This is a genomic window from Sapientia aquatica (assembly GCF_004358105.1).
Classification (GTDB): Bacteria; Pseudomonadota; Gammaproteobacteria; order Burkholderiales; family Burkholderiaceae_D; genus Solimicrobium; species Solimicrobium aquaticum.
On record NZ_SMYL01000001.1, the window covers coordinates 521377 to 547839 of the forward strand.

28 protein-coding genes are annotated in these 26463 nt (G+C 47.7%); 21 read left to right on the forward strand and 7 right to left on the reverse strand.

Features of this window, described 5'->3' with window-relative positions:
* Window positions 1–27: 27 nt before the first annotated feature.
* The 5 genes from E2I14_RS02410 to ccoS all read left to right on the forward strand — a co-directional run bounded on the left by E2I14_RS02410 (window position 28) and on the right by ccoS (window position 4322).
* On the forward strand, window positions 28–687 hold the full coding sequence (locus tag E2I14_RS02410) for an HAD-IIIA family hydrolase (RefSeq protein ID WP_133325054.1): 660 nt from the start codon (window positions 28–30) through the stop codon (window positions 685–687).
* A gap of 31 nt (window positions 688–718) precedes the next feature.
* On the forward strand, window positions 719–1084 hold the full coding sequence (locus tag E2I14_RS02415) for a Rieske (2Fe-2S) protein (RefSeq protein WP_133325056.1): 366 nt from the start codon (window positions 719–721) through the stop codon (window positions 1082–1084).
* Between the two features lie 510 nt (window positions 1085–1594).
* Complete coding sequence (locus E2I14_RS02420) at window positions 1595–1828, forward strand: heavy metal translocating P-type ATPase metal-binding domain-containing protein (protein WP_133325058.1); 234 nt, start codon at window positions 1595–1597, stop codon at window positions 1826–1828.
* 38 nt (window positions 1829–1866) lie between these two features.
* Window positions 1867–4086 (forward strand): heavy metal translocating P-type ATPase, encoded by a 2220-nt coding sequence (locus tag E2I14_RS02425; RefSeq protein ID WP_165967728.1) that lies wholly within the window; start codon window positions 1867–1869, stop codon window positions 4084–4086.
* Window positions 4087–4118: 32 nt separating this feature from the next.
* Window positions 4119–4322 (forward strand): cbb3-type cytochrome oxidase assembly protein CcoS, encoded by a 204-nt coding sequence (ccoS, locus tag E2I14_RS02430; protein ID WP_133325062.1) that lies wholly within the window; start codon window positions 4119–4121, stop codon window positions 4320–4322.
* Here ccoS and mnmH read toward each other — a convergent pair.
* The gene (gene mnmH / locus E2I14_RS02435) at window positions 4288–5346 is read right to left on the reverse strand and encodes a tRNA 2-selenouridine(34) synthase MnmH (protein ID WP_133325064.1); all 1059 of its coding nucleotides are present in this window, start codon (window positions 5344–5346) and stop codon (window positions 4288–4290) included. The two genes, ccoS and mnmH, sit on opposite strands and share 35 nt — an antisense overlap.
* Before the next feature lie 193 nt (window positions 5347–5539).
* On the opposite strand from mnmH, the gene E2I14_RS02440 reads away from it, so the two are divergent.
* Window positions 5540–6550 (forward strand): patatin-like phospholipase family protein, encoded by a 1011-nt coding sequence (locus E2I14_RS02440; protein WP_133325066.1) that lies wholly within the window; start codon window positions 5540–5542, stop codon window positions 6548–6550.
* A gap of 137 nt (window positions 6551–6687) precedes the next feature.
* Here E2I14_RS02440 and E2I14_RS02445 read toward each other — a convergent pair whose 3' ends face one another.
* A complete protein-coding gene (locus E2I14_RS02445) occupies window positions 6688–7209 on the reverse strand; it encodes a C40 family peptidase (RefSeq protein WP_133325068.1) in 522 nt (173 codons plus the stop codon).
* A 189-nt stretch (window positions 7210–7398) separates the two neighbouring features.
* Between E2I14_RS02445 and E2I14_RS02450 the strand changes: the two genes are divergently transcribed.
* From E2I14_RS02450 to E2I14_RS02490, 9 genes are all read left to right on the forward strand, one after another.
* Entirely contained in the window at window positions 7399–7806 is a 408-nt protein-coding gene (locus E2I14_RS02450) for a GlcG/HbpS family heme-binding protein (protein WP_133325070.1), read from the forward strand.
* Between the two features lie 52 nt (window positions 7807–7858).
* Complete coding sequence (locus E2I14_RS02455) at window positions 7859–8743, forward strand: aldo/keto reductase (RefSeq protein WP_133325072.1); 885 nt, start codon at window positions 7859–7861, stop codon at window positions 8741–8743.
* 175 nt (window positions 8744–8918) lie between these two features.
* The gene (gene rpsF, locus E2I14_RS02460) at window positions 8919–9287 is read left to right on the forward strand and encodes a 30S ribosomal protein S6 (RefSeq protein ID WP_133325074.1); all 369 of its coding nucleotides are present in this window, start codon (window positions 8919–8921) and stop codon (window positions 9285–9287) included.
* Window positions 9288–9367: 80 nt separating this feature from the next.
* Entirely contained in the window at window positions 9368–9658 is a 291-nt protein-coding gene (gene priB, locus E2I14_RS02465; RefSeq protein ID WP_133325076.1) for a primosomal replication protein N, read from the forward strand.
* A 47-nt stretch (window positions 9659–9705) separates the two neighbouring features.
* On the forward strand, window positions 9706–9990 hold the full coding sequence (rpsR, locus tag E2I14_RS02470) for a 30S ribosomal protein S18 (RefSeq protein WP_105532900.1): 285 nt from the start codon (window positions 9706–9708) through the stop codon (window positions 9988–9990).
* Between the two features lie 38 nt (window positions 9991–10028).
* Window positions 10029–10481, forward strand: coding sequence for a 50S ribosomal protein L9 (gene rplI / locus E2I14_RS02475; RefSeq protein ID WP_133325078.1), 453 nt, complete (start codon window positions 10029–10031; stop codon window positions 10479–10481).
* A gap of 165 nt (window positions 10482–10646) precedes the next feature.
* Window positions 10647–12035: a replicative DNA helicase gene (locus E2I14_RS02480; RefSeq protein ID WP_133325080.1), complete on the forward strand. Its 1389-nt coding sequence runs from the start codon at window positions 10647–10649 to the stop codon at window positions 12033–12035.
* Window positions 12036–12155: 120 nt separating this feature from the next.
* Window positions 12156–12782, forward strand: a complete 627-nt coding sequence (locus E2I14_RS02485) for a DUF47 domain-containing protein (RefSeq protein ID WP_133325082.1) — start codon at window positions 12156–12158, stop codon at window positions 12780–12782.
* A gap of 3 nt (window positions 12783–12785) precedes the next feature.
* Window positions 12786–13796 carry an inorganic phosphate transporter gene (locus E2I14_RS02490; protein WP_133325084.1) on the forward strand — a complete coding sequence of 337 codons (1011 nt, stop codon included), beginning with the start codon at window positions 12786–12788 and terminating at the stop codon, window positions 13794–13796.
* Between the two features lie 97 nt (window positions 13797–13893).
* Here E2I14_RS02490 and cysK read toward each other — a convergent pair whose 3' ends face one another.
* Window positions 13894–14874, reverse strand: coding sequence for a cysteine synthase A (cysK, locus tag E2I14_RS02495; protein WP_133325086.1), 981 nt, complete (start codon window positions 14872–14874; stop codon window positions 13894–13896).
* Between the two features lie 213 nt (window positions 14875–15087).
* A complete protein-coding gene (gene trhP / locus E2I14_RS02500) occupies window positions 15088–16449 on the reverse strand; it encodes a prephenate-dependent tRNA uridine(34) hydroxylase TrhP (protein WP_133325088.1) in 1362 nt (453 codons plus the stop codon).
* Window positions 16450–16785: 336 nt separating this feature from the next.
* On the opposite strand from trhP, the gene E2I14_RS02505 reads away from it, so the two are divergent.
* Both E2I14_RS02505 and E2I14_RS02510 read left to right on the forward strand, forming a co-directional pair.
* Window positions 16786–17919: an HDOD domain-containing protein gene (locus tag E2I14_RS02505; protein ID WP_133325090.1), complete on the forward strand. Its 1134-nt coding sequence runs from the start codon at window positions 16786–16788 to the stop codon at window positions 17917–17919.
* A 747-nt stretch (window positions 17920–18666) separates the two neighbouring features.
* A complete protein-coding gene (locus tag E2I14_RS02510; RefSeq protein WP_227544558.1) occupies window positions 18667–20892 on the forward strand; it encodes a S9 family peptidase in 2226 nt (741 codons plus the stop codon).
* A gap of 85 nt (window positions 20893–20977) precedes the next feature.
* Here the strand turns inward: E2I14_RS02510 and E2I14_RS02515 are convergent, their stop codons facing one another.
* Together E2I14_RS02515 and E2I14_RS02520 are read right to left on the reverse strand one after the other, a co-directional pair.
* Window positions 20978–21331: a CZB domain-containing protein gene (locus E2I14_RS02515; protein ID WP_133325092.1), complete on the reverse strand. Its 354-nt coding sequence runs from the start codon at window positions 21329–21331 to the stop codon at window positions 20978–20980.
* Window positions 21332–21394: 63 nt separating this feature from the next.
* Complete coding sequence (locus tag E2I14_RS02520; RefSeq protein WP_133325728.1) at window positions 21395–21985, reverse strand: arylesterase; 591 nt, start codon at window positions 21983–21985, stop codon at window positions 21395–21397.
* A 61-nt stretch (window positions 21986–22046) separates the two neighbouring features.
* Between E2I14_RS02520 and E2I14_RS02525 the strand changes: the two genes are divergently transcribed.
* From E2I14_RS02525 to E2I14_RS02535, 3 genes are all read left to right on the forward strand, one after another.
* Window positions 22047–22778 (forward strand): ABC transporter ATP-binding protein, encoded by a 732-nt coding sequence (locus E2I14_RS02525; protein ID WP_133325094.1) that lies wholly within the window; start codon window positions 22047–22049, stop codon window positions 22776–22778.
* Window positions 22779–22890: 112 nt separating this feature from the next.
* Complete coding sequence (locus E2I14_RS02530; RefSeq protein WP_133325096.1) at window positions 22891–24039, forward strand: MGDG synthase family glycosyltransferase; 1149 nt, start codon at window positions 22891–22893, stop codon at window positions 24037–24039.
* Window positions 24026–24598, forward strand: coding sequence for a hypothetical protein (locus E2I14_RS02535; protein WP_227544559.1), 573 nt, complete (start codon window positions 24026–24028; stop codon window positions 24596–24598). The genes E2I14_RS02530 and E2I14_RS02535 overlap by 14 nt, the downstream gene beginning before the upstream one ends.
* Window positions 24599–24674: 76 nt before the next feature.
* Here E2I14_RS02535 and E2I14_RS02540 read toward each other — a convergent pair whose 3' ends face one another.
* Window positions 24675–25358 carry an HAD family hydrolase gene (locus E2I14_RS02540; RefSeq protein WP_133325098.1) on the reverse strand — a complete coding sequence of 228 codons (684 nt, stop codon included), beginning with the start codon at window positions 25356–25358 and terminating at the stop codon, window positions 24675–24677.
* A gap of 406 nt (window positions 25359–25764) precedes the next feature.
* Here E2I14_RS02540 and E2I14_RS02545 point away from each other — a divergent pair, with 406 nt between their 5' ends.
* On the forward strand, window positions 25765–26319 hold the full coding sequence (locus tag E2I14_RS02545) for a flavodoxin family protein (RefSeq protein WP_133325100.1): 555 nt from the start codon (window positions 25765–25767) through the stop codon (window positions 26317–26319).
* Window positions 26320–26463 lie beyond the last annotated feature (144 nt).

Below are 26463 nucleotides of genomic sequence, written 5' to 3' on the forward strand. Positions count from 1 at the left end.
ACTTGAAACAGGGGACGTTGATTTAAGATGGCAAAACGAAAATATGACCTAATAGTATTTGATTGGGATGGCACCCTCATGGATAGCACGGCCACCATCGTGCGCTGTATTCAAGCCGCCGCACGCGATCTGGGCTTGCCTATTCCCAATGACACCAATGCTTCGTATGTAATTGGCTTAAGCTTGCTCGATGCGATGCAAGCGGCGATTCCCGATATCGATCCTAAATACTACCCGCGCATGGTTGAGCGCTATCGCTACCATTTTTTAACCCAAGATCATGAATTGGTCTTGTTTAATGGTGTCAAGGATATGCTTAGTGAGTTGGCGCAAGATGGCTATTTCTTAGCTGTCGCAACCGGTAAAAGCCGAGTTGGTTTGAACCGCGCACTTAACGCTAGTAAGCTACTTTCTGTATTTGATGCTACCCGCTGCGCTGACGAAACATTTTCCAAGCCGCATCCAGCCATGTTGCTAGAGTTGACGCGGGAATTGGGGCAAGACATCAAGCGTACCGTGATGATAGGCGACACTACTCACGACCTATTAATGGCCAATAACGCTGGCGCGGACGCCATTGCCGTTAATTACGGCGCGCATTCGACCTCAGTTTTGCAAGAATATAATCCCCGGTATATGGCCAATTCAGTCACGCAGTTGCACGATTGGCTGACTGAGAATGCCTAGACTTAATTAGTTTCGCTATCAACGATTTGAAATGACGACTATTTTTGTATGTGAATCCAGTGATCTGCTTGAAGGCGGCAAAGGCGTGCGCTTTCCGGTAACGGCAGGCGACCAAGATACGACGGGCTTTGTTGTGCGCTATGGCGGCGAAGTGTATGGCTATTTAAATCGCTGTGCCCACGTCCCGATTGAGTTGGACTGGAATCCGGGTGAATTCTTTGAGGGCAGCGGATTGTATTTAATGTGCTCCACGCATGGCGCAATTTACCAACCCGATACCGGACATTGCAGCGGCGGTCCTTGTAGAGGGGGACGGTTGCGCGTGATTAAAGTGATAGAGGAATCGGGAAAAATCTCTTGGTTCCCTGACGAATTTGTTCGTCCAGCGCGCGCTTAGTGGGCCAAGGTATCTTGTCGCTGCCTGCGTAAAACGCAGTCTTTATAAAACACGCAACACTATAGTTTTCATCAAAAACAGTCCTAGACCAATAGTTTTAATTATCTTGGACTGTCAATTAAACAGGAATATATTTGTGACTTAGAGAAACAACCCAAAGGGGGCATTATTGAATAACAATTCCAGTAAGCATTTATCGATCGAATCTGTTACCCGATGATTTTCCTTGGTTTTTCTGCGAAGTTAGTCGTTGTGCATCGATAGCAGATTTTCTTTTAATTAGCTGTAAAGTAGTTGCACCTGTTGTAGTCGATACAGGATCGAGGATTGTTTAAATCCTCTTGGTTTCTCGGATGAAGGAACAAAAGCGGTGGTGCAATGCCACCGTTTTTCATTTCAGCGTGCCAATCTCAAAGTATTTCTTCCCGTTATTTTTTATCCTATATCAAGGTTGTTAGTTTGACTTGGGTTAAACTTCTCAGCTAGTTACGTTAATCACAATCGCGGCAAATGGGAATTCGTCAATTTTTTAATCGGCTCCAGCAAACGACCAAGCAAGAATCGGTGGCTTGTTACCATTGTGGCGAGCAGGTATCCTTGCGTCGGGTCGTTCGAGCCGATTTCAACGGAGCCTCACGCGAACTCTGTTGCCACGGCTGCGCTGCCGTATTGATGATGATTGAAACCAACGGCTTGATCGACGTCTATCTCAGCAATAAATCGCCCGTTAAACCTGTTAGTTAATGGGATTAAAGCCTGCGCTAATGGATATCAATTCAACTATGACTAGCTCCACGACCGAACTTGCGTCAGTGTCGCCAGCTCCCCAATCCCAAGAAAAAATCAGTCTAAACGGCATGCGCTGTGCAGCTTGTGCTCAATTGATTGAATTTCGACTAAAACAATTAGCCGGTGTCGATAAAGTGGTGATGAACTATGCCGGACATCGAGTCGATGTGACATGGCAACCAGAGACGACCTCGTTGCACAAAATCATCCAAGCCGTGCAGGATTTAGGCTACGGCGCCTTGCCGGAAGGCGAACATAAACTGCTGGAAAAGCGCCAAAAAAAGGATGTGTGGCGTTTGTTTGTTGCGGCTTTCGCAATGATGCAAGTGATGATGTATGCCTTTCCATCGTATATGGAGCCACACCCCGAAGTCGGCGGCGACCTAACGCCAGAGATTGATCATTTGCTCAAATTAGCTTGTTTTGCGCTAGCGATTCCTGTTTTGTTATTTTCCTCAATGCCGTTTTTTAAAGCGGCTTGGCGCGATATTAAAAACCGTCATGTTGGAATGGATGTGCCGGTCAGTACCGGAATCTTAGCGACCTTTTTTATGAGCGCTTGGGCCACTTTTACTGGCGGCCATGTTTATTTCGATTCGATGATTATGTTTGTGTTTCTGCTGTTGTCGGGCCGAATGATCGAGGCCCGAGTTCATCAAAAAAGCACCGCAGCATTGCGCAGTTTGACGCAGCTAACGCCCACATTTGCGCAGTATTTGCCCAACTTTCCTAACGTGCGAAACAGTGTGCAAATCGAAGCGCAACAATTACGGATTGGCGACTATGTGTTGGTACCACCTGGCGCCCAAATCCCCGCCGATGGTTGCGTGGTTGAAGGCAATAGCGAGTGCGACGAATCGTGGATGAGCGGCGAATCGAAACCGCAACCGAAGACAATGCATTCCAAATTAATTGGTGGTTCGTTGAATCTGACGAATCCTTTGGTGATGCGCGCCGAACAGGTAGCCGAAACTACCCAGTTCGCGCATTTATTGCGCATGATGGAAGCGGCCAGCAACGAGAAGCCACCATTGGTTGCGCTGGCTGATCGCCATGCCAGCCATTTTTTAACCATCATTATGCTGCTCTCAATAATCACCGGATTAGTGTGGTGGCAAATCGATCCTAGTCGGGCAATTTGGGTAGCGATCACGGTGTTAGTGGTAACTTGCCCGTGCGCGTTGTCGTTGGCGACGCCGGGCGTAATGTCGGCGGTTATTGGCTTATTGGCCAAACGCGGTGTGCTAATCGCTAAAGGTTCCGCGATCGAAGGATTGGCCCGTGCAGAGCACATTGTGTTTGATAAAACCGGTACGTTGACCGAAGGCAAATTGTCGTTAAGTGCCAGCCACATTTGGCGCGACGATACGAGCGCAATGCAAGTTTGCTCGGCGATGGCGGCGGCTTCGTTGCATCCCGTTTCTAAGGCATTGGTGGCAAGCGGCGCACTGCCGGAAAGCGCGATTGTTTGTGATCGATTGATTGAGGAATCTGGCCTAGGTATGCAGGCCAGCTACCTTGGCAATACCTATCGCTTGGGTAGGCCGAGCTTTGTGCAAGAACTGAGTTCCGGTTCTCAATCTGGCGAGATAGCGAGCTTACCGAGCATTTTTCAAAATTCGAGTTTGTGTGCGTTCGGTGACCAAGATGGATTGATCGCGCTGTATGCGCTCGCAGACGGGTTGCGACCTGATGCGCGGGAAATGGTGCGCCAATTGCATTCCATGGGCATCAAATTGCATATCCTTTCTGGTGATAGCGCGAATGTCGTACAACGAATTGCAGCGGAATTAGGTCTCGATCAAGCGCAAGGTGAAATGAGTCCTGAACAAAAATTTGCAGTCATCCAAGCGATGCAAAAAAACGGTGCGCGCGTGGTGATGATGGGTGATGGCATGAACGACGGGCCTAGCCTTTCAATTGCTAACGTATCGATTGCCATGGGGCAGGGTGCGCCGATTACCCAAGCGCGCAGCGACGTTTTATTGCTATCAAACCGTTTGTTGGATTTTTCGTATGCGGTGCAAATGTGTCGCCGTTCGCTGCGTTTAATTAAAGAAAATTTAGCGTGGGCGATTGCGTACAATGTACTCGCGATTCCCGCTGCGGTAATCGGTTATATTCAACCGTGGCATGCGGCCATTGGAATGTCGCTGAGTTCGTTAATCGTGGTGTGCAATTCTTTGCGCTTATTGATTGCTAAGAAAAATTAAAACTTTCACCTTTATAAGGCAAGAAAACTCTCGTGGAAATTCTCTATTTACTCATCCCAGTTAGCATTTTGTTGGTGTTCGTGATTGGCGCGATTTTTTGGTGGGCGCTCAATAACCGGCAATTTGATGGTTTGGATGAAGAGGCTAATCGTATTTTTTTAGACGATGAAATTCCCACCGCTGATTCATCCGGCGCTAATCTTAATGCTCCAAAAGTTGACGCGCCAAAAGAATAAAATCCGCTTCCTGAATTCCCGCTAACTGCGTTGGAATAGTCTGACTTAGTTGTGGAAAATTTCGACCAATCGAGCGCAAATAACTCGGATCGTAGTGGGAGTTAATCAAGTCATGCACCAATTCCACCATCATATTTTGCTCGATCAAACTTTGCCATTGCTGGATTTTCTGTTTGCCATGTAATGGAGTCAGAAATTGCAAGCGTGCGATTAATTCGGCGGGTTGTTCGATGAAATGCGCGTAATCCTGCATCAATAACGCCACGCGCAGTTCTTCCGAGAGTTGCAAGTTAATGCATTCTGCTTGGCGGATGCGCTCAATCAATTCGACCGGAACGCGGCAGTTGCCTACTTTTTTACTTTCCGATTCGACGAAGACTGGTTTGCTGGTATCGAACTGGCGCAAAGTGGCCCAGATCGCCGTTTCAAAGGCCTTTTGGGAAGGTTGCTTGCTACTGGCGAAGTCACCTAACACCGATCCACGATGAACAGCCAGTTTCTCTAAATCGAGCACCTGCGCGCCTTGCTTGTGCAGGGTTTCTAGCAAACGGCTTTTGCCGCTTCCAGTCGTGCCACAAATAACGCGGTAGGTGAAGCGCGCAATGAGCGCACCCAATTCGGTATTGATGTGTTGACGAAACGCTTTGTAGCCGCCGTCGAGTTGTACCACTGGCCAACCGATTTTTGCCAAAATTAATGCCATCGACCCGCTGCGATTTCCACCACGCCAGCAATAAATCAGCGGTTTCCATTCTTTTGGATGATGCAAAAATGCCGTCTCAATATGGCGACCAATATTTTGCGCGATCAGTGCAGCGCCGATTTTCTTGGCCTCAAAGGCACTAACTTGTTTGTACAAAGTACCAACCTGGATTCGCTCGGCGTCGTTTAGAACCGGATAATTAATCGCTCCCGGAATGTGATCGAGTGCAAATTCAGCGGGACTGCGGACATCGATAATCTGATCGAATTCGCCAAGATGCTCGGCTAAGTCAGTAAAGGCGCGGATTGCAGGATACTTCATTGGATAGTTGGCTGAAAAAGATAAGCGCAGAGTGTAAATCAAGTCCCAAAGATGCGTTGGAAAATTAGATATATGCCGAAAATTTTCATAAACAACTTGCTATTGGGTCTTGCTCCAAGCCAAAATGTGCGGCAATTTGGCTCAGCGTGAGCAATCGTTTGATGTTTCTCCTTGATTAGATTGACTTTTTTCTATGTTTATTCGCCGTTATTTATTCGCTTTATTGTTTGGATTGCTGCTCGCGGGTTGCCAATCTACAGGCCCAGTGCTTACCGATAAGCCGCAAATCACCAATCCGGCTGCACCAAATTCGACAGTTTCATCCTCCGTTTCTGGTACCAGCACGACACCGTCAAATTCGGCTTCGACCGCAAACGGCGTGGACAGCGTCGTAGTGCTAAAGCCTGCTCCAAGGAAAATCAAAATCGGCCTAGCATTGGGCGGCGGCGCAGCCCGCGGCTTCGCGCACGTTGGGGTGATTAAAGTCTTAGAAGCGCAGGGAATTGATGTCGATGTGGTCGCTGGAACCAGCGCCGGCAGTTTGGTCGGTGCGATTTATGCGGCGGGCAATAATGGTTTGGCTTTGCAAAAAATCGCGCTGGAGATGGATGAGGCCACGATTTCGGATTGGACTGTGCCCTTATTTGCGAAAAGCACCGGCGTTTTAAAAGGCGAGGGCTTGCAGAATTTTGTCAATCGCACGGTGCGTCAAGTGCCCATTGAAAAGCTCAAGAAAACATTTGGCGCTGTTGCCACCGAGCTCAATACCGGTAAAACCATTTTATTTCGCCGTGGTAACACAGGCGCCGCGGTGCGCGCTTCATCTGCTGTGCCGGGCGTGTTTCAGCCCGTCAAAATTGGTGACAAGTTATATGTGGATGGCGGCTTAGTGGCGCCAGTACCGGTGGCGGCTGCGCGCGAAATGGGAGCCGATTTTGTGATCGCGGTGAATATTTCGTCGCCACCAGACGTGCAAGCGTCATCAAGTTCGGTCAACGTGTTGATGCAAACTTTTTCCATCATGGGGCAAACCATTAATGTGCATGAATTAAAAGGCGCGGATGTCGTCATTCAGCCCGATTTGGGTGGTATGAAGGGCAGTGACTTTACTAATCGCAATGGCGCTATTTTGGCTGGTGAGCGCGCTGCCACTCTGATGATGCCGGAAATCAAGCGCAAGATTAAAGAAATGCAAGAGAAGTAATGATTGAGTCTTGCGAGCGTGGCTTGCAAGACCATTCACCTTCAGTTCGGAAAGAGTGCGGTAAATTTGAAACGCAGGGAAGCAGAAAATCTGGCAAAAGAGCTGGCATTCATGATGACCAGCTTGCCGATAGCGGCTTAATTTTGTCCGTCGTCGTTGATACGGCGAGCGCCGTTGAAGCGTTTCTTCCAGTAAGCCAATTCCATACTTTCGATACGAACTTGTCCGCCAGCGGAGGGCGAGTGGATGAATTTGTTGTCGCCTAAATAAATGCCAACATGCGAAAAACCGCGTTTGAGCGTGTTGTAGAACACCAAGTCGCCGGGTTGTAATTCGCTAGGATCAATTTTTTCGCCCGTGCGGCTGATTTCTAAGGAAGTACGAGGCAGCTCGACATTCAATGCGTCTTTAAATACTAAGCGCACTAAGCCGCTGCAATCTAAGCCTTGTTCAACGTTGTTGCCACCGCGTTTGTAGCGCGTACCAATGAAATCGACGGCTTTAGTCACCAAGTTAGAAGCGCGATCGGTGATCTCTTGAATCTTGGTCAGAACAGTGGTTTGTTCTTGTTGCTGGGTGTTATCTGCGCTGAATGCGGGAATGCTCACGCACAGCGCTAAGGCGACGATTAGTTGATGTAGGGCATGCTTTGTTGTCATTCTGAGAATTTCCTTTCAAAGGACTTCCGCAATGTAAGGGACTATCGCCGATCTGTCAAAAAAAGTTTGTAAATAATAGGTTATTGAAAACTTTCTCCTAGAGCGGCCTAAATTTATCGTAACGATGGCAAAACAGAATTGCTTGGCCTGACGTACAATTCGAGCTTCGATTCTTTACATGGAGCAAATATGCTAACCAAACCAGTGTTAACGCTAGAAGATGTGAAAAAAATCGCCGCCGCAGCCGAGGCGGAAGCCATTGCCAATAAATGGGCGGTTGTGATTTCTATCGTCGATGAAGGCGGTCATTTGCTTTGGTTGCAGCGCTTGGACGGCGTCGCCCCGATTTCTGCGCATATTTCTCCAGCGAAAGCTAAAACGGCAGCGCTGGGTATGCGTGAATCAAAAATCTACGAAGACATTATCAATAATGGTCGCTATTCCTTTTTGAGTGCACCATTGATCGAAGGCATGCTCGAGGGCGGCGTACCAATTTTCGTTGATGGTGTTTGTGTTGGAGCGGTCGGTGTTTCTGGGGTTAAATCGGCGGAAGATGCACAAATTGCAAAGGCCGGAATTGCGGCATTAGGTTTATAACTCGCTGGCGTCTGCGCAGCTTTAATGAACTCTTAAATTCACAGCGAAAATTATGTCTCGTATCAAGTTAAGTCCCAACGGTCTCGACGTTTCCCGCATCGCTCTTGGTATGTGGCGTCTTAGTTCGTGGCAATTTACAGCGGCGCAATGTTTGGAGTTGCTTGAGCAAGCGTTGGAATTAGGCATTACCACGATCGATCATGCTGATATTTATGGCAGCGAATCAGGCTTTGGTGAGGCGATGGCGTTGGCTCCGAGTTTGCGTGATCGACTGCAATTGGTTACTAAGTGCGGCATCGTCCTCAGAGATCAGCAGTCGGCTTTGCGGGTTTCGCATTACGACACCAGTCGGGCGCATATTATTGCTTCGGTGGAAAATTCATTGCGCTATCTGCGTACTGATTATGTCGATGTGCTGTTAATTCATCGCCCTGATCCGTTAATGCAGGCTGATGAAGTCGCGGAAGCGTTCCGCGCTTTGGAGCAAGCAGGCAAGGTGCGCCATTTTGGCGTCTCTAACTTTACCCCGGCACAATTTGATTTATTGGCTTCCCGGGTTACTTTGGTTACCAATCAAGTTGAATTGTCGCCACTGCATCTGGATCCTTTGCACGATGGCACGTTGGATCAGTGTCAGCGCCTAGGTATTTCGCCGATGATTTGGTCGGCGTTGGGTGGTGGTCGATTGTTCAGTGAGAAAACGCTGCAAATTGACCGACTCAACAATGTGCTGTCGCTGCTGGCCGCCCATTACGGTGTTTCTTTGACAACGATAGTCTATGCATGGCTGCTGCAACATCCTTCCAACCCGATTGTGCTGACTGGTTCTGGTCGGATCGCGGCAATCAAGGAAGCGGTTGCAGGGACCAAGCTCACTTTGTCGCGCGAACACTGGTTTGCGATCTGGAGTGCCTCAACGGGGACGCCTGTCCCTTAAAAAGTGGTGTAAAAAGTAATAAATGCCCACTTTTTCCTTAAAAAATTCAGCTATAAGTCACTAAGGCATTGAAATCCTTGAGTATTTAAAATAAACAAGGTATTATGCTCGGCTTACCTCTTCCCGCACTCAACTTGACGCTGAGGCGGGCTTTTATTGTCCACAAGGAGATTACATGCGTCATTACGAAATCGTATTTATCGTACATCCTGATCAAAGCGAGCAAGTGCCTGCGATGATCGAGCGTTACAAAGCCGCCGTCATTGCACGTAACGGCCAAGTTCACCGTGTAGAAGACTGGGGCCGTCGCCAGTTAGCTTACATGATTCAAAAATTGGCTAAAGCACACTATGTTTGCATGAACATCGAATGCGATAGCGAAACATTGAACGAACTCGAAACTAGCTTCAAATTCAATGATGCAGTTTTGCGTCATCTGACTGTTAAAGTGAAAAAAGCAGAAACTGCTCCTTCACCAATGATGAAATCAGTTCAGAAAGAAGATGCAGCTAAATCTCAACGCGCTGAGGCACCAGCAGCTTAATTGCTGTTTTGCAACGCACTTAGATTAACGTTGATCAGGAGCGGAAGTTTTACGGTGTAGTTTGAATTTATAAAGATTCGATGAATCAATTCCAATTAGTTGCACAGGTAGCGGAGCGCGAAATGTTGCGTTTCACTCCAGCGGGAATCCCGATAGTGGTCGCCAAATTAAGCCACAGTTCGCAACAGTTGGAAGCCAAAGTAATGCGCGTAGTTGAGTTTGAAGTTTCTGCCTTAGCTGTTGGTGAAATTTCAGGCCAGTTTAGTCAGCTAGTACTTGGGCAGTCTTATCGATTCACTGGATTCATGGCACGTAAAAACCGCAATAGCAAAAGTCTGATTTTTCACATCACAGCAATCGCTGAACAATGATGCAAGTCAGGCGACACACTAGATAGATTAAAAGATTGGGAGCCATCATGGCATTCGGTAAAAAATTTGATAAAAGCAAATTAAAACAAAAACGTCAGCAACAAAATCCTTTGTTCAAACGTAAAAAATTCTGCCGCTTTACAGCAGCACACGTTGAACAAGTTGATTACAAAGATGTTGATACATTAAAAGATTTCGTTCAAGAAAACGGCAAAATCATGCCAGCACGTTTGACCGGTACTAAAGCACTGTATCAACGTCAAGTAGATACAGCCATCAAACGCGCTCGTTATTTGGCCTTGTTGCCATACACCGATCTGCACCACGCGTAATTGACGACTTATTCAATTACTAAATATCGGAGAAAATTATGCAAATTATTCTGTTAGAAAAAGTCGTTAATCTCGGCAACTTAGGTGATGTAGTTCGTGTTAAAGATGGTTATGCACGTAACTTTTTGATTCCACAACGCAAAGCACGTCGTGCAACTGCAACTGCAATGGCTGAATTCGAAGCAAAACGCGCCGAATTGGAAAACGCTGCTGCAGCTAAATTGGCTGTGGCAACTGCTGCTGGCGAAAAATTGAACGGTTTGACTGTTCAAATTAGCCAAAAATCAGGCGTTGATGGCCGTTTGTTCGGTTCCGTTACTAATGCTGACGTTGCTGAAGCATTGACTAAGCAAGGTTTTGCAGTTGAAAAAGCACACATCCGTATGCCACATGGCCCATTGAAAACTGCTGGTGATCACCCAGTTTCAGTCGCTTTGCATACAGACGTCGTGGTTGAAGTAACTGTTGCTGTTATCGGCGATCACTCTTAATCTGAGTAGTCGTTAGTTTTAAAAAAAGCCGAGTTCGCTCGGCTTTTTTGTTGCCCAAAACATGGTTAAATTGCCATTTATGCGGCAATTTATATTTGCGAAAAAATTGCAATTTAGAATCTTGGTTGCTAAAAAAATGCTCGCTTACAAGGTATAATCGCGCCCATGAACAAGCCATCAGATCCACAGCTAGACTCCCTGCGCGTTCCCCCGCATTCCATTGAAGCAGAACAATCCGTTTTAGGCGGATTGCTACTCGATAATGCGGCGTGGGATCGTATTGCCGATTTTATTAGCGCGGAGGATTTCTACCGTTACGATCATCGTTTGATCTTTCAAACCATTGTCAAGTTAGTCAATTCATCACGCCCCGCGGACGTGATCACCGTGTATGAAGCGTTATCCGGATTGGGGCGTGCGGACGAAGTCGGCGGCTTGGCTTATTTAAATGCCTTGGCCCAAAATACACCGTCCGCGGCTAATATCCGGCGCTACGCCGAGATCGTGCGCGACCGCGGTGTGCTGCGCCAATTGATTACCGTGGCCGATGAGATTTCTGGTAACGCGTTTAATCCTCAGGGTAAAGAAGTTAAGCAAATGTTGGATGAAGCTGAATCCAAGATTTTTGCGATTGCCGAAGAGGGCGCGCGCGGCACCCAAGGTTTTCAAGATATTCAACCGCTATTAAAGCAAGTGGTTGAGCGGATTGATGAGTTGTATAGCCGTGATAACACCAGCGATATTACCGGCGTGCCAACCGGTTTTGCCGATCTAGATCGGATGACTTCGGGCTTGCAACCAGGCGACTTGATTATTGTCGCGGGTCGTCCGTCAATGGGTAAAACCGCGTTCTCGATCAATATTGGTGAAAACGTGGCGATCGATAGTGGCTTGCCAGTCGCCGTATTCTCGATGGAGATGGGTGGCGCTCAGTTAGCGATGCGTATGCTGGGTTCAGTTGGTCGTTTGGATCAGCATCGTCTGCGTACCGGACGTCTGGTCGATGAAGATTGGCCACGCTTGACCCACGCAATTCAAAAAATGAACGACGCGCAACTCTACATTGACGAAACGCCTGCGCTAAGCTCCATCGAATTACGCGCGCGCGCACGTCGTTTGGCACGTCAATGTGGCAAGCTTGGTTTGATCGTGATCGACTACTTGCAATTGATGTCAGCGAACTCGGCGGGCGAAAACCGTGCGACTGAAATTTCTGAAATCTCCCGAAATCTTAAAGGGCTTGCGAAAGAACTTAACTGTCCTGTGATTGCTCTATCCCAGTTAAATCGTTCTTTGGAGCAGCGTCCTAATAAACGTCCAGTTATGTCCGATTTGCGCGAATCCGGCGCGATTGAGCAGGATGCCGATGTGATTCTTTTTATTTACCGCGACCAAGTTTATAATCCCGACTCGCCAGACAAAGGCACCGCCGAAATCATTATTGGTAAGCAGCGTAACGGGCCGATTGGTAGCGTTCGTTTGACCTTTATGGGCGAATACACCAAGTTCGAAAATTACACTGGATCGCTCTCGATTTATGGTGATTCTGAATAATTGCTTGAGTACCGTTGTATCCAGATTACATCCAATAGTTACTTTGAATCAGAGCGGTGGTCGTTCCACCGCCATATCTTCCGTAAATAAGCACCAAAACTTAAACTTAGTGAGAACATCATGTTTGGACGATTGATGCCTAATGAAGGCAAATTTTTTGAGCTGTTTAATCAACATGCCGAATTGTGTATTAAAGGCGCAAAAGAAATGGTCGCGCTGATGACCAATTTTGACGACTTAGAGTCACGGGTGCATGCCATTGAAGTGATCGAAAAACGTGCTGACGTTATCACTCATACTTGCATCGATTTGTTGCACAAAACATTTATTACTCCGTTGGATCGCGATGACATTCATCAATTGATCACGCGCATGGATGATATTCTCGATTTGCTCGAAGACGCTGCTCAGACAATTTCGCTCTACGATATTCAGCACATCACTCCAGAAGCTAAGCGTTTAGCGGAACTTTGTTTGGGTTGCGCTGAAAAAGTGAGCGCAGCAGTTGCGCTGTTGCACAACATGGATAACGCGTCCGCCATCATGCGCATTTGCGAAGAAATCGACCGTTTAGAATCCGACGCTGATCACGTGATGCGTGCGGCGATGTCGAAATTATTCCGCGATGAACCTGATGTGCGTAATTTGATTAAGTTAAAAGCGATCTACGAATTATTGGAAACTGTGACTGATCGTTGCGAAGATGTCGCCAATATTATTGAAGGTATTGTGTTAGAAAACGCTTAAAACATGCACACACTTCAACTCAGTATTTATGTCTTGGTGTTATTGATTGGCATTGCGCTGATTTTTGATTTCATGAATGGATTTCATGATGCAGCCAATGCGATTGCTACCGTGGTTTCTACAGGCGTTCTAAAGCCGCAAACGGCCGTTGCCATGGCCGCTTTTTTTAATGTCGCGGCCTTTTTCTTCTTTCCATCGAAAGTGGCAGCAATGGTGGGCAAAGGCATGGTCGATCCATTAATCATTGACCAGTACATTATTTTTGGCGCCTTAGTTGGCGCCGTATTTTGGAATGTACTCACTTGGTATTTCGGTATTCCATCGTCGTCCTCGCATGCATTGATCGGTGGTTTGGTCGGTGCTGCGGTCGCCAAAGCGGGCGTTGGTGCTTTGGTCGCTAAAGGTTTGTGGATGACGGTTTTATTTATCGTTTTGTCGCCGCTGTTGGGCTTTGTGTTTGGCTCCTTGATGATGTTGTTGGTCTCGTGGCTGTTTGTTGGATCGACACCGAAAAAAGTCGATAAATGGTTCCGTCGTTTTCAACTCGGTTCGGCTGCGATGTACAGCTTGGGTCATGGCGGCAATGACGCGCAGAAAACCATGGGTATCATTTGGATGCTGCTCATTGCTGCCGGCTATTCGCAAGCCAGCGATGCTAATCCGCCGTTGTGGGTTGCCTTGTCGTGCTACGCGGCGATTGGTTTTGGTACCTTATTTGGCGGTTGGCGGATCGTTAAAACAATGGGGCAGAAAATTACCAAACTCAAACCGGTTGGCGGGTTTTGTGCTGAAACGGGTGGCGCGATTACGTTGTTCTTGGCGACCACTTTAGGCGTTCCAGTTTCGACTACGCACACAATTACCGGTGCCATTGTTGGCGTAGGCGCGGCGCATCGTGTTTCGGCTGTGCGTTGGGGCGTGGCGGGCAATATTGTCTGGGCGTGGATATTTACGATTCCGGCATCCGCTTTTGTCGCGGCCATTGCGTGGTGGATTGGTAAGCAAATTATGTAGTTGCCTACCGATTTTTTTCGCTAGTGCATAGAAAAACGCCCGTTAATTGTAAAGATTAACGGGCGTTTTTTGTGACTTGATTGAATTGCTGGACTAATTAAGCCGGCACTTGGCCGGTCGCATCAAAAATTCCCTCAAACAATGCCGAGCTTAAATAGCGCTCGCCCGAATCTGGCAGAACCACGACGATGGTTTTGCCTTTGTTTTCAGGACGTTTGGCAATCCGGATTGCAACCGTTGCGGCTGCACCGCACGAGATACCGCACAAAATTCCTTCTTCTCTCGCAAGTCGTAATGCCGTTGCAATTGCTTCTTCATTAGTCACGGTCTCAATGGCATCGACCAAACTTAAATCGAGCACGCCCGGGACAAAACCTGCGCCGATTCCTTGAATTTTATGTGGGCCAGGTTTGACTGCTTCGCCAGCGCGTGTTTGGGTCAGTACTGGGCTTGCCGCCGGTTCCACCGCGATGGATTGCACGTTAGCGCCTTTGGTTTTCTTCAAATAGCGCGAAACACCTGTGATTGTGCCGCCCGTGCCCACGCCTGCGACGAAGAAATCAATAATGCCATCGGTATCGGCCCAAATTTCTGGACCGGTAGTGGCTTCGTGAATGGCTGGGTTGGCTGGGTTTTTAAACTGCTGCAACAACACGTACTTATCTGGATCGGACGCGGCGATTTCTTCGGCTTTGGCGATTGCGCCGCTCATGCCTTTTGCGCCTTCGGTCAGCACCAATTTTGCGCCGTAAGCGAGTAATAATTTGCGCCGTTCGATACTCATGGTTTCTGGCATCGTCAAGGTGATCGGGATGCCGCGTGCCGCCGCAACGAAGGCCAGCGCAATCCCTGTGTTACCGCTAGTTGGTTCAACCAGTTCTTTGCCGGGAGTGAGCAAACCGCGCTCTTCGGCGTCAGCAATCATGGATGCGCCGATTCGGCATTTGACGGAATAGGCCGGATTACGACCTTCGATTTTTGCCAAAATGGTGGCACCCGCACCATCACCGACGCGGTTTAGACGAACTAACGGTGTGCGACCAATGGAGAGGGAATTATCCTTAAACCAGCCTGACATAGAAACTCCTTATTGAGTGGGGATACTGAGTGGGGATACTGAGTGGTAATCAAGTACGGATTCACGGCATCGCGGATTGGCGCACCGTCAAAAGTTCAATCGAAGAGCATACTCAACTGCCTAACAACAAACAACGAATAAAAAGGTATTTGCATATAGCTTTTAGTTTCGTTGCGGAATTCTTATATCAAACTGGTCAAAAGTGTCAGTAAACTAGTTCGCCTCCACCAATATACGGGTGATTAATGCTTGGTCATATTGCTGGTCTAGGGGAATGGCGACATCAGTTCCGCTGCCTAAAGCCACCTCAAGATCGCCGCCATCCGCTGCCCGCATCGCGTCCAGCGTAAATAGCTGATTTCCATTGGGATGAATTAATTCCAAAGTGTCGCCAACAGCAAATTTGTTTTTCACTTCCACCGTCGCCCAGCCTTCTGCAACCTGCTTAACTTGGCCGACATAAATACTGCGTTTGGACTTGGAGTGACCTTCGAGGTAATTTTGGGTTTCTTGGCTGCGGTGGCGCTGATAAAAGCCAGTGGTGTAACCACGATTGGATAATCCATCCAAATCAGCTAACAACGCCGGATTGAAAGGCCGACCCGCAGCGGCATCATCAATGGCTTGGCGATAGACTTGAGCGGCGCGGGAAACATAATAAACGCTCTTGGTGCGACCTTCGATTTTGAGCGAATCCACGCCAATTTTTACTAGCTGCTCGACATATTCCACGGCACGTAAATCCTTGGAATTCATAATGTAAGTGCCGTGTTTGTCTTCCATAATCGGCATCAATTCGCCAGGACGATTGGCTTCTTCAATTAAGTAAGTTTGGTCTGCTAGGGGATGACGTTCAATATGCGCCGCGCTGGAAAAAGCATGTTCTGCATCCCGTACAGCTTTATTAAATTCAAAATTAATGACCTTAGCTTGTCCCGCTTCATCGGTGGCAGCGTTGGCCATTTTGTAATCCCAGCGGCATGCATTGGTGCACGTGCCCTGATTCGCATCACGATGATTGAAATAGCCCGATAACAGGCAACGACCTGAGTAAGCAATACACAGAGCGCCGTGCACAAAAACTTCGATTTCCATGTCGGGACATTCTTGCCGGATTTGGGTAATTTCATCAAGGCTCAATTCGCGCGACAGAATAACCCGCGTTAAGCCCAGCTTTTGCCAAAACTTAACGCCCGCGTAGTTGACCGTATTCGATTGCACCGATAGATGAATCGGCATATCGGGCCATTTATCGCGCACCATCATAATCAAACCCGGATCGGCCATGATGATCGCGTCTGGTTTTAACGCAATGATCGGTTCCATGTCAGCCAGATAACTTTTGACTTTGTTGTTATGCGCCATGATGTTACTCGTCACAAACAATTTCTTGCCCCGTGCATGAGCTTCTTGAATGCCGGTTTTGAGATTCTCCAATTTGAAATCATTGTTGCGAGCGCGCAGAGAATAGCGTGGCTGGCCAGCATACACAGCGTCGGCGCCATAATCGAAGGCGGCTCGCATGCGCTCTAAGTCGCCAGCGGGAAGAAGGAGTTCGGGGATTAGTTTGGACATGATAGTTGGACTGCAATAAGGTAAGAAAAAGAGTAGCCGCAAGTCGCGGCTAAAACCTTGAAATGCTAGCCGAGATAGGGCGGCGGGATGTTGATCTAGATCATTTTCAATGTTGGAGAGCCCGAAAATGACCGATTGATGAGATTGGCGGCGTTTGGCTAAGGCATTGGAAACAGTTAAGCCGGTCTCCAGCGAGAATTGTTGCTTGGCGCTTACGCTTTTTTACGCAATATTTATAGGTTTTTTGTTGTTTTCTGCTATGTTGAAACGATAAAGGTGATTGTTTTTTGACAGATAGGCGCGGGTCGATCGTTTATAAGCGTCAACAGGATAACTATGCAGACGCTGATTGCGTGGATACACCACTTATTTCACACCAAGGCCAAACCGGCCCAAGCAAAAAGAGCGGACAAAAGTCGCCTATCTATTGTTAAGTCGCACAATTCCTCCACGAAGAATGATGCCTCCAGCAAACTAGCCACGCCCAAAGCGCCCACGCCTAGCCCAAGCAACACCTACCAAGGCAACTTGGTCGATTTACCCGCCCATGTCGACACCTACTTTTTTAAGTGGATGGTCGCGCAACCAACCCAATCGGCAATTCGGTCTGATTCAGCGCAAATGGCGGCGATCGATCAGCGTTTGGTGGAATACCTGGATACCGTTGCTGCCTCCGAATCGGCGGGTTCGAGCTTAATTCCGCGGGTTCCTAGCGTGATGCTGGAATTGTTAAAACGCATGCACGAGGAAAACGTCAGCGGCTCCGAGCTTTCCGCCTTGATTGCCCGAGATGTCGTGCTGGTTGCCGCCATTCTGAATGAGGTAAATAGCTCGTTTTACCAATTGAGCAAAAGAGTGACTGACCTGAGTCAAGCGATCATGTTGCTCGGACACAATCGCCTGCGCATGGTGTTGGCTAAAGTGTCATTCACCCCGATTTATAGCAATCGACTGGGGCCTTATACCCAACATCGCGCCGAAAAAATTTGGGAGCATTCTCAGAAACGCGCTTTAGCGTGTTATTTGCTGGCAAAACATCAACAAGTTGATCCTTTTATGGCATTTCTAGCCGGATTAATGGCTGATGTTGGCTTTATGGTCGCCTTACGTGTTTTTGATCGTGGCTGTGACGCGCGCTTTGAAGGCCAACTGCCCAATTCCAGCACGTTTAAAAACATGTTGCAAAAGAAATCGCTCATTCTTTCCGCCCGCATCAGCGCCATTTGGACCATGCCGGAAGTGGTGATTAAAGCGATTGAAGGGCAGGGGCTGGACAAATTGACTCGAGCCAAACTGCCTTTGGCTAAAGTATTAAACCGCGCAAATTTGCTCAGCAAGCTTTGTATCTTGATTCAGGCAGGCAAGTTGAATGTGGATATGGACAAGATGCGCGAGATCTTGTCGGAAGCCGAAATGGATTGCTTGTCGGTGTTGGTGGACGGGCGGGCGACACTGGCTTCGGTGGTGTAGCTTGTAACTAAACTACAAATTTATTTTTCCACGTTGAACTTCTTTGCTCCGAATCTTGTGTGATGTTGATCGTTGCCTTTGGTCTTGCGCGATGAGTTGACCTGCCATTGATTGAGTAATTTTTTTTGGCTCGCTAGAGCGAAGATTGATTTATTTCCGAACAAATAAGCATTAAATTTTTACTTTTCTAAATTAAATTCTGTAAAAAATCCCTGTGCAAAATTAAGATTTTATTTTGTCATATTGTTGAAATATGTTGTTTCGGGACAACTTTTAAGCTTTTAGATTTGAAATTTTGTTTCATAATTGACCCCGCAAATAGGACAAATATATGTCAAGAGCAAGTCTAAAAAGAGGTTTCTGCCGGAGGTGATTGAATTTATTCATCCCCTGATTTGGCAAGCGAACCTAGGCTGCGTGGAATAATAAAATGCGGGGAACAGGTTTTTTTGAAGGTTACACTGACTCAGTTATGTCGGTAGCAGCAGTGAAAACGGCCGGGTAACTCTGGCCGTTTTTTTTGTTCCGCTAATTTGCGTAAGTTTTGTTGGCAAATATTGTGACGGGTAGCTATTTCTGCTACTGTCATGCAGCATCAAACGAGCTGATTTTGCTTCAATAATGCAGTGTCAAGCACCGGCTCGTTTTCGATTGATCGACTGTTTTTAATCCTATTTTCCCAATCAGCGTTGGCTCGGCGGATAGACAAAATTTATCCGAAGAACTCCGCGTAACCAGTCAATAAAAATGAAGAGACTTCTGTTCGCCATGATACTTTCCCTCACCAGCATTGCCTCACACGCCGATAAGTTATCGCTTGAGCGCATTCATGCTGATCCTTCCCTATCCGGTCCGGGTGTTGGGCATTTGAAAATGTCGCCCGATGGTTCGCGCGTGACGTTTTTGCGCGGACGCAGCGACGATCGCTATCAGTTGGATTTGTGGGAATTCAATATTAAAGATAAATCGACGCACCGTTTGCTCGATTCCAAAGCCATGCTGCCAGAGGAGAAAATTTCTGACGCAGAAAAAGCCCGCCGCGAACGCACTCGCACGGCAGGATTCACAGGGATTTCGGATTACAGCTGGTCGCCCGATGGCAAACAATTATTGGTGACCTTGGCCGGTAATCTGTATCTGGTCGAAGTTGCTCATACCGATAAGGCGCGTCAGATCGTAACGGGTGACGTGATTGATCCAAAAATTTCGCCTAAAGGGCATTTTGTTTCGTTCGTGCGCGATCAAAATTTATTCACGATTGATTTAGCCAGCAACAAAGAAACCCAACTCACCACGGATGGCAAAGGTACGGTGCACAATGCCGAAGCCGAATTCGTGGCGCAAGAAGAGATGGATCAAACCAGCGGTTACTGGTGGGCGCCAGACGATTCCATGATCGCGTTTAAGAAGTTCGACGAAGCGCCAGTGCCAAACGCGCATCGCTATGAAATTTATGCCGACCATACCGAAGTCATCGAGCAGCGCTACCCAGCCGCTGGTGATCCAAACGTGTTGGTTAGTTTTGCCTTGGTTAAACCGACCGGTGGCGAGATTCGTAACGTAGATTTAGGCAAAGAAACCGACATCTATTTAGTCCGCGCTGATTGGAGTGCCGATGCCAAGGAAGTAGTCTATCAGCGTCAAACTCGCGATCAAAAACGCTTGGATTTAGTCGCCGTGGATGCCGCGACTTTGGCGCAGCGCAATTTGCTAACCGAGACAGCCTCAACCTGGGTGAGCTTAGCGCCGCGTCCGCACTATTTGGAAAAGACTAAACAATTTATCTGGGAATCCGAACGCAGCGGTCGTAATCATCTTTATTTGTACGACAACCAAGGCAAGCTGCTGCATGCAATTTCGTCGGGCGAATGGGGCATTGATCATATTTTGGCGGTCGATGAAAAAGCCGGCAAAGTCTATGTTGCGTCCAATCGCGATGCAGTGACCGATAAACAAGTCTACGCATTAGCGCTCGATGGCAGCACTGCGGACAAGCCAGTGCGTATCACTAAAGTCGACGGCTGGCATGAAGCGCAGTTCTCTAACAAAGGCGAAGTCTTTATCGATACATTCTCCGATCCAGCAACGCCGCCGCAAGTTAGTGTTAATCATGCTGACGGAAGTTTGATTACGTGGCTGGAGCACAATGAACTCAACAGCACGCATCCTTACGCAAAGTACAAAGATGCGCATGTGCCTAAAGAATTTGGCACGCTGACTTCGGCTGATGGCCAGACTTTGCACTACTCAATGTTAAAGCCATTACATTTTGATCCAAGCAAACGCTATCCCGTTTTCTTGAGCGTTTATGGTGGCCCACACGCGCAAGTCGTGACCCGCGCTTGGGGTGATTTTTTTGGTCAGTACATGGCACAGCGTGGCTATGTCGTGTTCAGTTTGGATAACCGTGGCTCGTCGCGTCGTGAACGCAAATTTACCGATGTGATTTATAAAAACTTAGGTAAAAACGAGGTAGAAGATCAACTTGTTGGGATTGATTGGTTGGGCAAACAGCCGTATGTGGACGCCAAGCGGATTGGCGTGTTTGGTTGGAGCTATGGCGGATTTATGACCCTGCGCTTGTTGGAAGCCGCGTCGGACAAAATCGCTTTGGGCGTTTCGGTTGCGCCGGTAACTGATTGGGCTTTGTACGATACGCATTACACCGAACAATTTATGACGCGCCCACAAGACAACGCCGATGGATATTTGGATAGCAGTGTGTTGACGCACTTGGATGGCATTAAGTCGCCGTTGCTGCTGATCCACGGTATGGCAGACGACAATGTGTTGTTTACCAATACCACGCGCTTTATTGATGCGATGCAGGACAAGGGGATTTTATTCAATATGATGACTTACCCGGGCGGCAAGCATGGCATTTCTAAGAAGTCGCATAATCTGCACGTATTCCGCTCGATCAGTAATTTCTTTGATCAGCATTTTGGTGTGACGGATGTGGAAAAGAAGTAAGGCGTTACGCAAATAAAAACTGAGTTTATTGCAGCATCGCTCGAATAAACTCAGGAATCATTCAGATCAAGGCGCTAGATTATTTTTATAATTTAGCGTCTTTTTTTAATGCGATTAATGCAACGCCAAGCTGAGCCAGGGATTTGTAAAATGGCGTCCCATCAGCAATCATCGCTTTGGCACTTTCATACTCGCCTAGATTGATTTGTCGCGCTACTTTGGATGCTTGAACGTGGAAAGCATCGTGCGCTTCGATGCAAGGCTTATAGGATTTTAAGAATTTGTATTTGCGCTCGGCTTCGCCCGACAACCACGCACCCAACTCGCAACGATCGGATTTGGCAATGATGGAATCGTCCAATTGCCATTTCGATTCAATCGCGGCAATGAATTTGTCCTTTAATTCTTTATCTTTTTCATAGACGCTGCGTAAATCCATGTTTATCTCCTGAGTTGAAAAGACCCCAACTCAGTGTAGTAGGAGATTCGTTAATTTCAATCTTTATTTAATTAATGGCAAGACTACCGGCCAGACATTGTCAAGCATGCGCGGATGGGCCGCCGCGATTAAGTGAATGTGATCGGCTTGGAACAACTCTGGCTTATCCGCCACGCCTTCGAGTAGGAAGGGCACTAGCGGCAGTTTCAATTCCTTAGCAATTTTTCCATACATGCCGGTAAATTGATCGGTGTAGGTTTTGCCGTAATTAGGTGGAATTTGCATGCCGACCAAGACGACTTTGGCCTTGGCTTCTTGGCAAGCGCTAATCATGGCGCGGAAATTTTGTTCCGATGCCGATAGCGGTAATCCCCTTAGTCCGTCATTACCACCTAATTCTATGATGACGACATTCGGCTGGTACTTTTTGAGTAAGGCGGGTAAGCGCGCTAAGCCGCCGCTAGTCGTGTCGCCGCTGATGCTGGCATTGGTGACGGTAACACTTAATTTTTTCTCTTGAATACGTTGCTCCATCAATGCTACCCAACCAGTGCCGCGCGCTAAGCCGTATTCAGCCGATAAACTATCGCCTAACACAAGTAACGATTTTGGTGCAGAATAGGCGGTCTCGATTTGGCATAGCAAAATCAACATACCAAACAGCGAGTTGATAGCCAAATTTAATAACCATTTCTTAGTCAGGCGGCGTTGTTGCATGAATCATTTACTCCCAGAGAATCAGACTGATTTAAATCCATCGGCACCGGCGGCAATTTCGGTGATTAATCTTACCAAGCGCGTGGTCGATGCCAGCGGTGAACTCACTATTTTGGATGACGTGAATTTTACCGTACCTGCCAGCCAAACGATTGCTATCGTGGGATCGTCCGGTTCAGGGAAATCGACTTTGCTGGGCTTAATGGCCGGTTTGGATGTGCCTAGCTCTGGGACTGTGCAGATCGATGGCGTTGATATTTTTAAACTCGATGAAGACGGCAGGGCGGCGTTGCGCAAGCAAAAGCTGGGATTTGTGTTTCAGTCTTTTCAATTATTGGGACATTTAACCGCCTTGGAAAATGTGATGCTGCCCTTGGAATTGCGCGGCGATCAGTTTGCTGCCTCCGAAGCAAAGGACAAAGCCGCGCATATGTTAGCGCGTGTCGGCTTGGCTAGTCGCTTAAAACATTATCCGAAATATTTATCCGGCGGCGAGCAGCAGCGGGTGGCCTTGGCGCGTGCTTTTGTGACCGAACCGCCACTGTTATTTGCAGACGAACCAACTGGCAGCTTAGATGTGGTTACCGGCGCAGCGGTGATGGAGTTGATGTTTGCCCTTAATCGCGAACGCGGTTCAACGTTGGTCCTTGTGACCCACGATCCCAAAGTGGCCGAGCAATGCTCCCGAGTCCTCACCATTGCTGGCGGAAAGTTAATTTTAACAGGCTAAATCGACGTCATATTCTTGACATGTGTTGCACATAAACTGGTTGGTTATGAATAAACGCTGCGTACACCGATCGTGCCCAGCGGATTAATCGTAACCATTCTGGAACCCATACATGCAACAACAACGCGTATTGATGATTAGCGTCTCGGCCGGTTCGGGACATGTTCGCGCCGCCGAAGCTCTGTTAGAAGTCACTCCCCAATTCCACGATGTTCATGCGCAGCATATCGACGTGATGCATCACGTTAGTCGCAGTTTTAAAGGCGTCTACAGCGACTTCTACAAACACTTAATTCAACATGCTCCCGCTCTGTGGGCTTATCTGTACAAAAAAACCGACGACGCGCAACAGACTGATATCAGTACATTATTGCGCCGTTCGATTGAGCGGTTTTGCACCAAGGATTTAATTCGTAAAATCAACGAATTCCAGCCCGACCACATTGTTTGCACCCATTTTTTACCGGCGGAATTACTGTCCCGTGAAATCAAGCAAGGCCGCATGACTTGCCCAGTGTGGGTGCAAGTAACCGATTTTGATTTGCACAACTTGTGGGTGCAGCCCAATATGAGCGGCTTTTTTGCGGCCAATCACGAAGTCGCGTTTAAGATGCGCGAACGCGGCATTGCGCCCGAAATGGTGCATGTCACTGGCATACCAGTTTCCCAAGTATTTTTGCAAGCCAAACAAATTCCCAATGCCAAACAGCTCAACCGTGCTGAACTCGGTTTGCAGGTCGATGTGCCGACCATATTGATCCTCAACGGCGGCGCGCGCATTGGTACGGTGAGTGAGATTGCTGAACGCTTATTGCGCTGCAACCCCCAACTGCAAGTGATTTCGGTGGCGGGAAATAATCCCCAGCGCTTGCAAGAATGTCAGAAATTAGCCACCCAATATCCGGGTCGTTTGGTTGCTATTGGTTTTAGTAAAACCATCGAAAAACTCATGGCTGCGAGCGATATGGTGGTCACTAAGCCGGGTGGCTTAACTAGTTCGGAATGCTTGATTATGGGTTTGCCGATGATTTTGGTCGATCCGATTCCGGGGCAAGAAGAACGTAATGGTGATTTTTTGATGGAACAAGGCGCTGCGTTGAAAGTGCACGATATTGCCGGACTCGATTATAAAGTCCGCCAATTATTGGCCGATCCAAATCGCTTGGAGACGATGCGAAATAATATGCTGGAGATGGGCAAACCGTCGGCAGCTAACGATGTATTAACGCGTGTTCTGGAGAAAACTCATGCCGCAAGCTAATCAACTTCACTCGCCATCCATCGTTGATCGGGTTCGCTCTGTGTGGACCAAGTTTTTACAAGAACTCGATGTAAAACAATTTTTATTGCTGTTTGTGTTCGTGTTTGTGCTGGGCTTTTTCTTCGCTAAAGTCGAAATCCAAATCGAAGGCTCCGAAGGCTGGGCCGCCAGTTTGCCTACGTGGCGGATCGAGCAGCATTGGTTGTTGACCTTGTTCTGGGGTGGGCGCGCCATGACCGGTTATCATGCTTGGGTATTTACCTTCATCGGCTTGATTTTTCATTTGCCGGTATTTTTAATGGGTAAGTGGAATTGGAAAATCGAAGGCCGTATCGTGGCATCGGTGATGCTGTTTTGGGTGATTGAGGATTTTTTATGGTTTGTGTTGAATCCGGCTTTTGGCTTAGCGCGTTTTGATCCAATCAACGTTACTTGGCATCGTCATTGGTGGGGTGGTGCGCCAGTCGATTATTGGTTTGCGTTGGGAATTGGCTTGGTGATGATGGCGAACTGCTTTACCGAAAAAGTGGATAAACCAGGCTTTGATGAGCCGGTTTGATCGGTCAGGAATGTAGCAGGGAAAATGAAAAATCGCCGCAACGACTGCGGCGATTTTTATTTGGATTGCGCTTGCTTTAGGCTTGGTTTAAGTGCAGCGCATGCAGAACCCGCGCACTCAATTCGCCGGGGCTGCGTGCAATGACTTCATCGGGAATGTCAAACTTTTCGGTCAAACGTTGGTAGTCCTCAAAACCATATGACACGATAAAAGGATGCATGCCACTGGCCAACGCCGCGTTGTAATCTTTGTGCTCGTCGCCGCAAACATAGCTCAACGCGGGATTGATGCCGAAGTGGTTGCGTAACTCTTTAAACGTGGCGATTTTGTTTTCTTTGACTGGAATATGCTGCATGAAATCAATCTGCTTAATATCGATTCCGTGGCGCAGAAATAGTCTAGCCAGCGTTTCAATCGGCTCATTCGTGATATTGCGCGTCACAATGCCGACCACTACATCGGGCGCGTCAATCAAACGCTGCATCAAGGCGGCAATTCCCGGATACAGCTGGGCTTCGTCGCGGTAGACGTCAGTTAATGTTTCAATCAGTTTTTTGCGATGGCTGAGTTGCTTTTTAATGTTGCGTGGGAATTCTTTAAAGCCGCCCATGTATTTGAACAAATTGTGGCGTTTTTGGAAATTGTCTTCGTTTCCCAACGCCATTCCATGTTGGGAAAACGTGGAAGTGATCGCGCTAAAGGCGTCAATCGTGGTGCCGTCGGCATCCAGAATAATTAATCGTTTATTACTTTTATACATAGTTTTCTAAAATAAACGTTGAAGGGAACCGCTGAAATGATATTCAAAAGAAGCCCGAACTTAATCTGAAGTATGGCGCTGTTGTTTGACAGGAATATGTCAAGAACCCGAAATAGAGGAAATGTGTTGCTAGATTGGGATAGTTGTTTGCTGGATGGCTAGATTGCGATGTACCAACGATAGCCGACACACGGATTGCAGAGTTGGGAGAAATAGATTCGGATTAGCTCATGCGCGTGTAACCCAAACTCGAAAAATCCGTGCTTAAACGCGAATATCAACTTTAAGCTATGATGTGCAGCGCGCTGGATGATTCTTCGTAAAGTTGAATGACCGGCCTTGAAAAGTCTGCTTTCATGACTATTTCCGACACTTGTAATTTCATTATTTTAAAAGGGAGTTAGATATGACTAAAGTTGCTGTGGTATTTCATAGTGGTTACGGACACACTGTTAAACAGGCGGAAGCCGTCGCCAAAGGTGCTAATGGCGAATTGATCGCCATTGACGCAGAAGGCAATATCACTGAGGCGCAATGGGCAACTTTAAACGCAGCAGATGCGATTATTTTTGGCTCACCAACGTATATGGGAACAGTAAGCTGGCAGTTTAAGAAGTTCGCTGACGCGTCTTCTAAAGCATGGTTTAGCCAACAATGGAAAGACAAAGTGTTTGGCGGTTTCACGAATTCCGCCTCGATGAATGGCGATAAGCACTCGACCTTGCATTACTTCATGACTTTAGCAATGCAACACGGTGGCGTGTGGGTTGGTCTGGGTTTGTTGCCATCGAATGCGAAGTCAGCTAAGCGTGACGACATCAACTACGTGGCTTCATCAGCTGGCGCGATGATGCAAACACCGTCGGATGCGAGCGTCGATGAAGTTAATGCAGGTGATTTGGAAACAGCGCGTTTGTATGGTGAACGTGTTGCTAAAATTACTGGTAAATTTGGCGCGTAATTGCCGGATTTTCGGTATCTGAAAAAGGGAGCTTAGGCTCCTTTTTTTGCCTAGGTCATCCTTGCTGGATGCTTGGGTCAATCAGCGAGGGCGCCCGCGAGCAACGCCCTAACCGTTTAATTGATTACTCGGGTGTGTAGCAAT

Excerpts from the sequence above, each read along its gene's own strand:
- E2I14_RS02410 (WP_133325054.1), top strand. The coding sequence starts at position 28 with ATGGCAAAACGAAAATATGACCTAATAGTATTTGATTGGGATGGCACC.
- E2I14_RS02415 (WP_133325056.1), top strand. The coding sequence starts at position 719 with ATGACGACTATTTTTGTATGTGAATCCAGTGATCTGCTTGAAGGCGGC.
- E2I14_RS02420 (WP_133325058.1), top strand. The coding sequence starts at position 1,595 with ATGGGAATTCGTCAATTTTTTAATCGGCTCCAGCAAACGACCAAGCAA.
- E2I14_RS02425 (WP_165967728.1), top strand. The coding sequence starts at position 1,867 with ATGACTAGCTCCACGACCGAACTTGCGTCAGTGTCGCCAGCTCCCCAA.
- mnmH (WP_133325064.1), bottom strand. The coding sequence starts at position 5,346 with ATGAAGTATCCTGCAATCCGCGCCTTTACTGACTTAGCCGAGCATCTT.
- E2I14_RS02440 (WP_133325066.1), top strand. The coding sequence starts at position 5,540 with ATGTTTATTCGCCGTTATTTATTCGCTTTATTGTTTGGATTGCTGCTC.
- E2I14_RS02445 (WP_133325068.1), bottom strand. The coding sequence starts at position 7,209 with ATGACAACAAAGCATGCCCTACATCAACTAATCGTCGCCTTAGCGCTG.
- E2I14_RS02450 (WP_133325070.1), top strand. The coding sequence starts at position 7,399 with ATGCTAACCAAACCAGTGTTAACGCTAGAAGATGTGAAAAAAATCGCC.
- E2I14_RS02455 (WP_133325072.1), top strand. The coding sequence starts at position 7,859 with ATGTCTCGTATCAAGTTAAGTCCCAACGGTCTCGACGTTTCCCGCATC.
- rpsF (WP_133325074.1), top strand. The coding sequence starts at position 8,919 with ATGCGTCATTACGAAATCGTATTTATCGTACATCCTGATCAAAGCGAG.
- priB (WP_133325076.1), top strand. The coding sequence starts at position 9,368 with ATGAATCAATTCCAATTAGTTGCACAGGTAGCGGAGCGCGAAATGTTG.
- rpsR (WP_105532900.1), top strand. The coding sequence starts at position 9,706 with ATGGCATTCGGTAAAAAATTTGATAAAAGCAAATTAAAACAAAAACGT.
- rplI (WP_133325078.1), top strand. The coding sequence starts at position 10,029 with ATGCAAATTATTCTGTTAGAAAAAGTCGTTAATCTCGGCAACTTAGGT.
- E2I14_RS02480 (WP_133325080.1), top strand. The coding sequence starts at position 10,647 with ATGAACAAGCCATCAGATCCACAGCTAGACTCCCTGCGCGTTCCCCCG.
- E2I14_RS02485 (WP_133325082.1), top strand. The coding sequence starts at position 12,156 with ATGTTTGGACGATTGATGCCTAATGAAGGCAAATTTTTTGAGCTGTTT.
- E2I14_RS02490 (WP_133325084.1), top strand. The coding sequence starts at position 12,786 with ATGCACACACTTCAACTCAGTATTTATGTCTTGGTGTTATTGATTGGC.
- cysK (WP_133325086.1), bottom strand. The coding sequence starts at position 14,874 with ATGTCAGGCTGGTTTAAGGATAATTCCCTCTCCATTGGTCGCACACCG.
- trhP (WP_133325088.1), bottom strand. The coding sequence starts at position 16,449 with ATGTCCAAACTAATCCCCGAACTCCTTCTTCCCGCTGGCGACTTAGAG.
- E2I14_RS02505 (WP_133325090.1), top strand. The coding sequence starts at position 16,786 with ATGCAGACGCTGATTGCGTGGATACACCACTTATTTCACACCAAGGCC.
- E2I14_RS02510 (WP_227544558.1), top strand. The coding sequence starts at position 18,667 with ATGAAGAGACTTCTGTTCGCCATGATACTTTCCCTCACCAGCATTGCC.
- E2I14_RS02515 (WP_133325092.1), bottom strand. The coding sequence starts at position 21,331 with ATGGATTTACGCAGCGTCTATGAAAAAGATAAAGAATTAAAGGACAAA.
- E2I14_RS02520 (WP_133325728.1), bottom strand. The coding sequence starts at position 21,985 with ATGTTGATTTTGCTATGCCAAATCGAGACCGCCTATTCTGCACCAAAA.
- E2I14_RS02525 (WP_133325094.1), top strand. The coding sequence starts at position 22,047 with ATGAATCATTTACTCCCAGAGAATCAGACTGATTTAAATCCATCGGCA.
- E2I14_RS02530 (WP_133325096.1), top strand. The coding sequence starts at position 22,891 with ATGCAACAACAACGCGTATTGATGATTAGCGTCTCGGCCGGTTCGGGA.
- E2I14_RS02535 (WP_227544559.1), top strand. The coding sequence starts at position 24,026 with ATGCCGCAAGCTAATCAACTTCACTCGCCATCCATCGTTGATCGGGTT.
- E2I14_RS02540 (WP_133325098.1), bottom strand. The coding sequence starts at position 25,358 with ATGTATAAAAGTAATAAACGATTAATTATTCTGGATGCCGACGGCACC.
- E2I14_RS02545 (WP_133325100.1), top strand. The coding sequence starts at position 25,765 with ATGACTAAAGTTGCTGTGGTATTTCATAGTGGTTACGGACACACTGTT.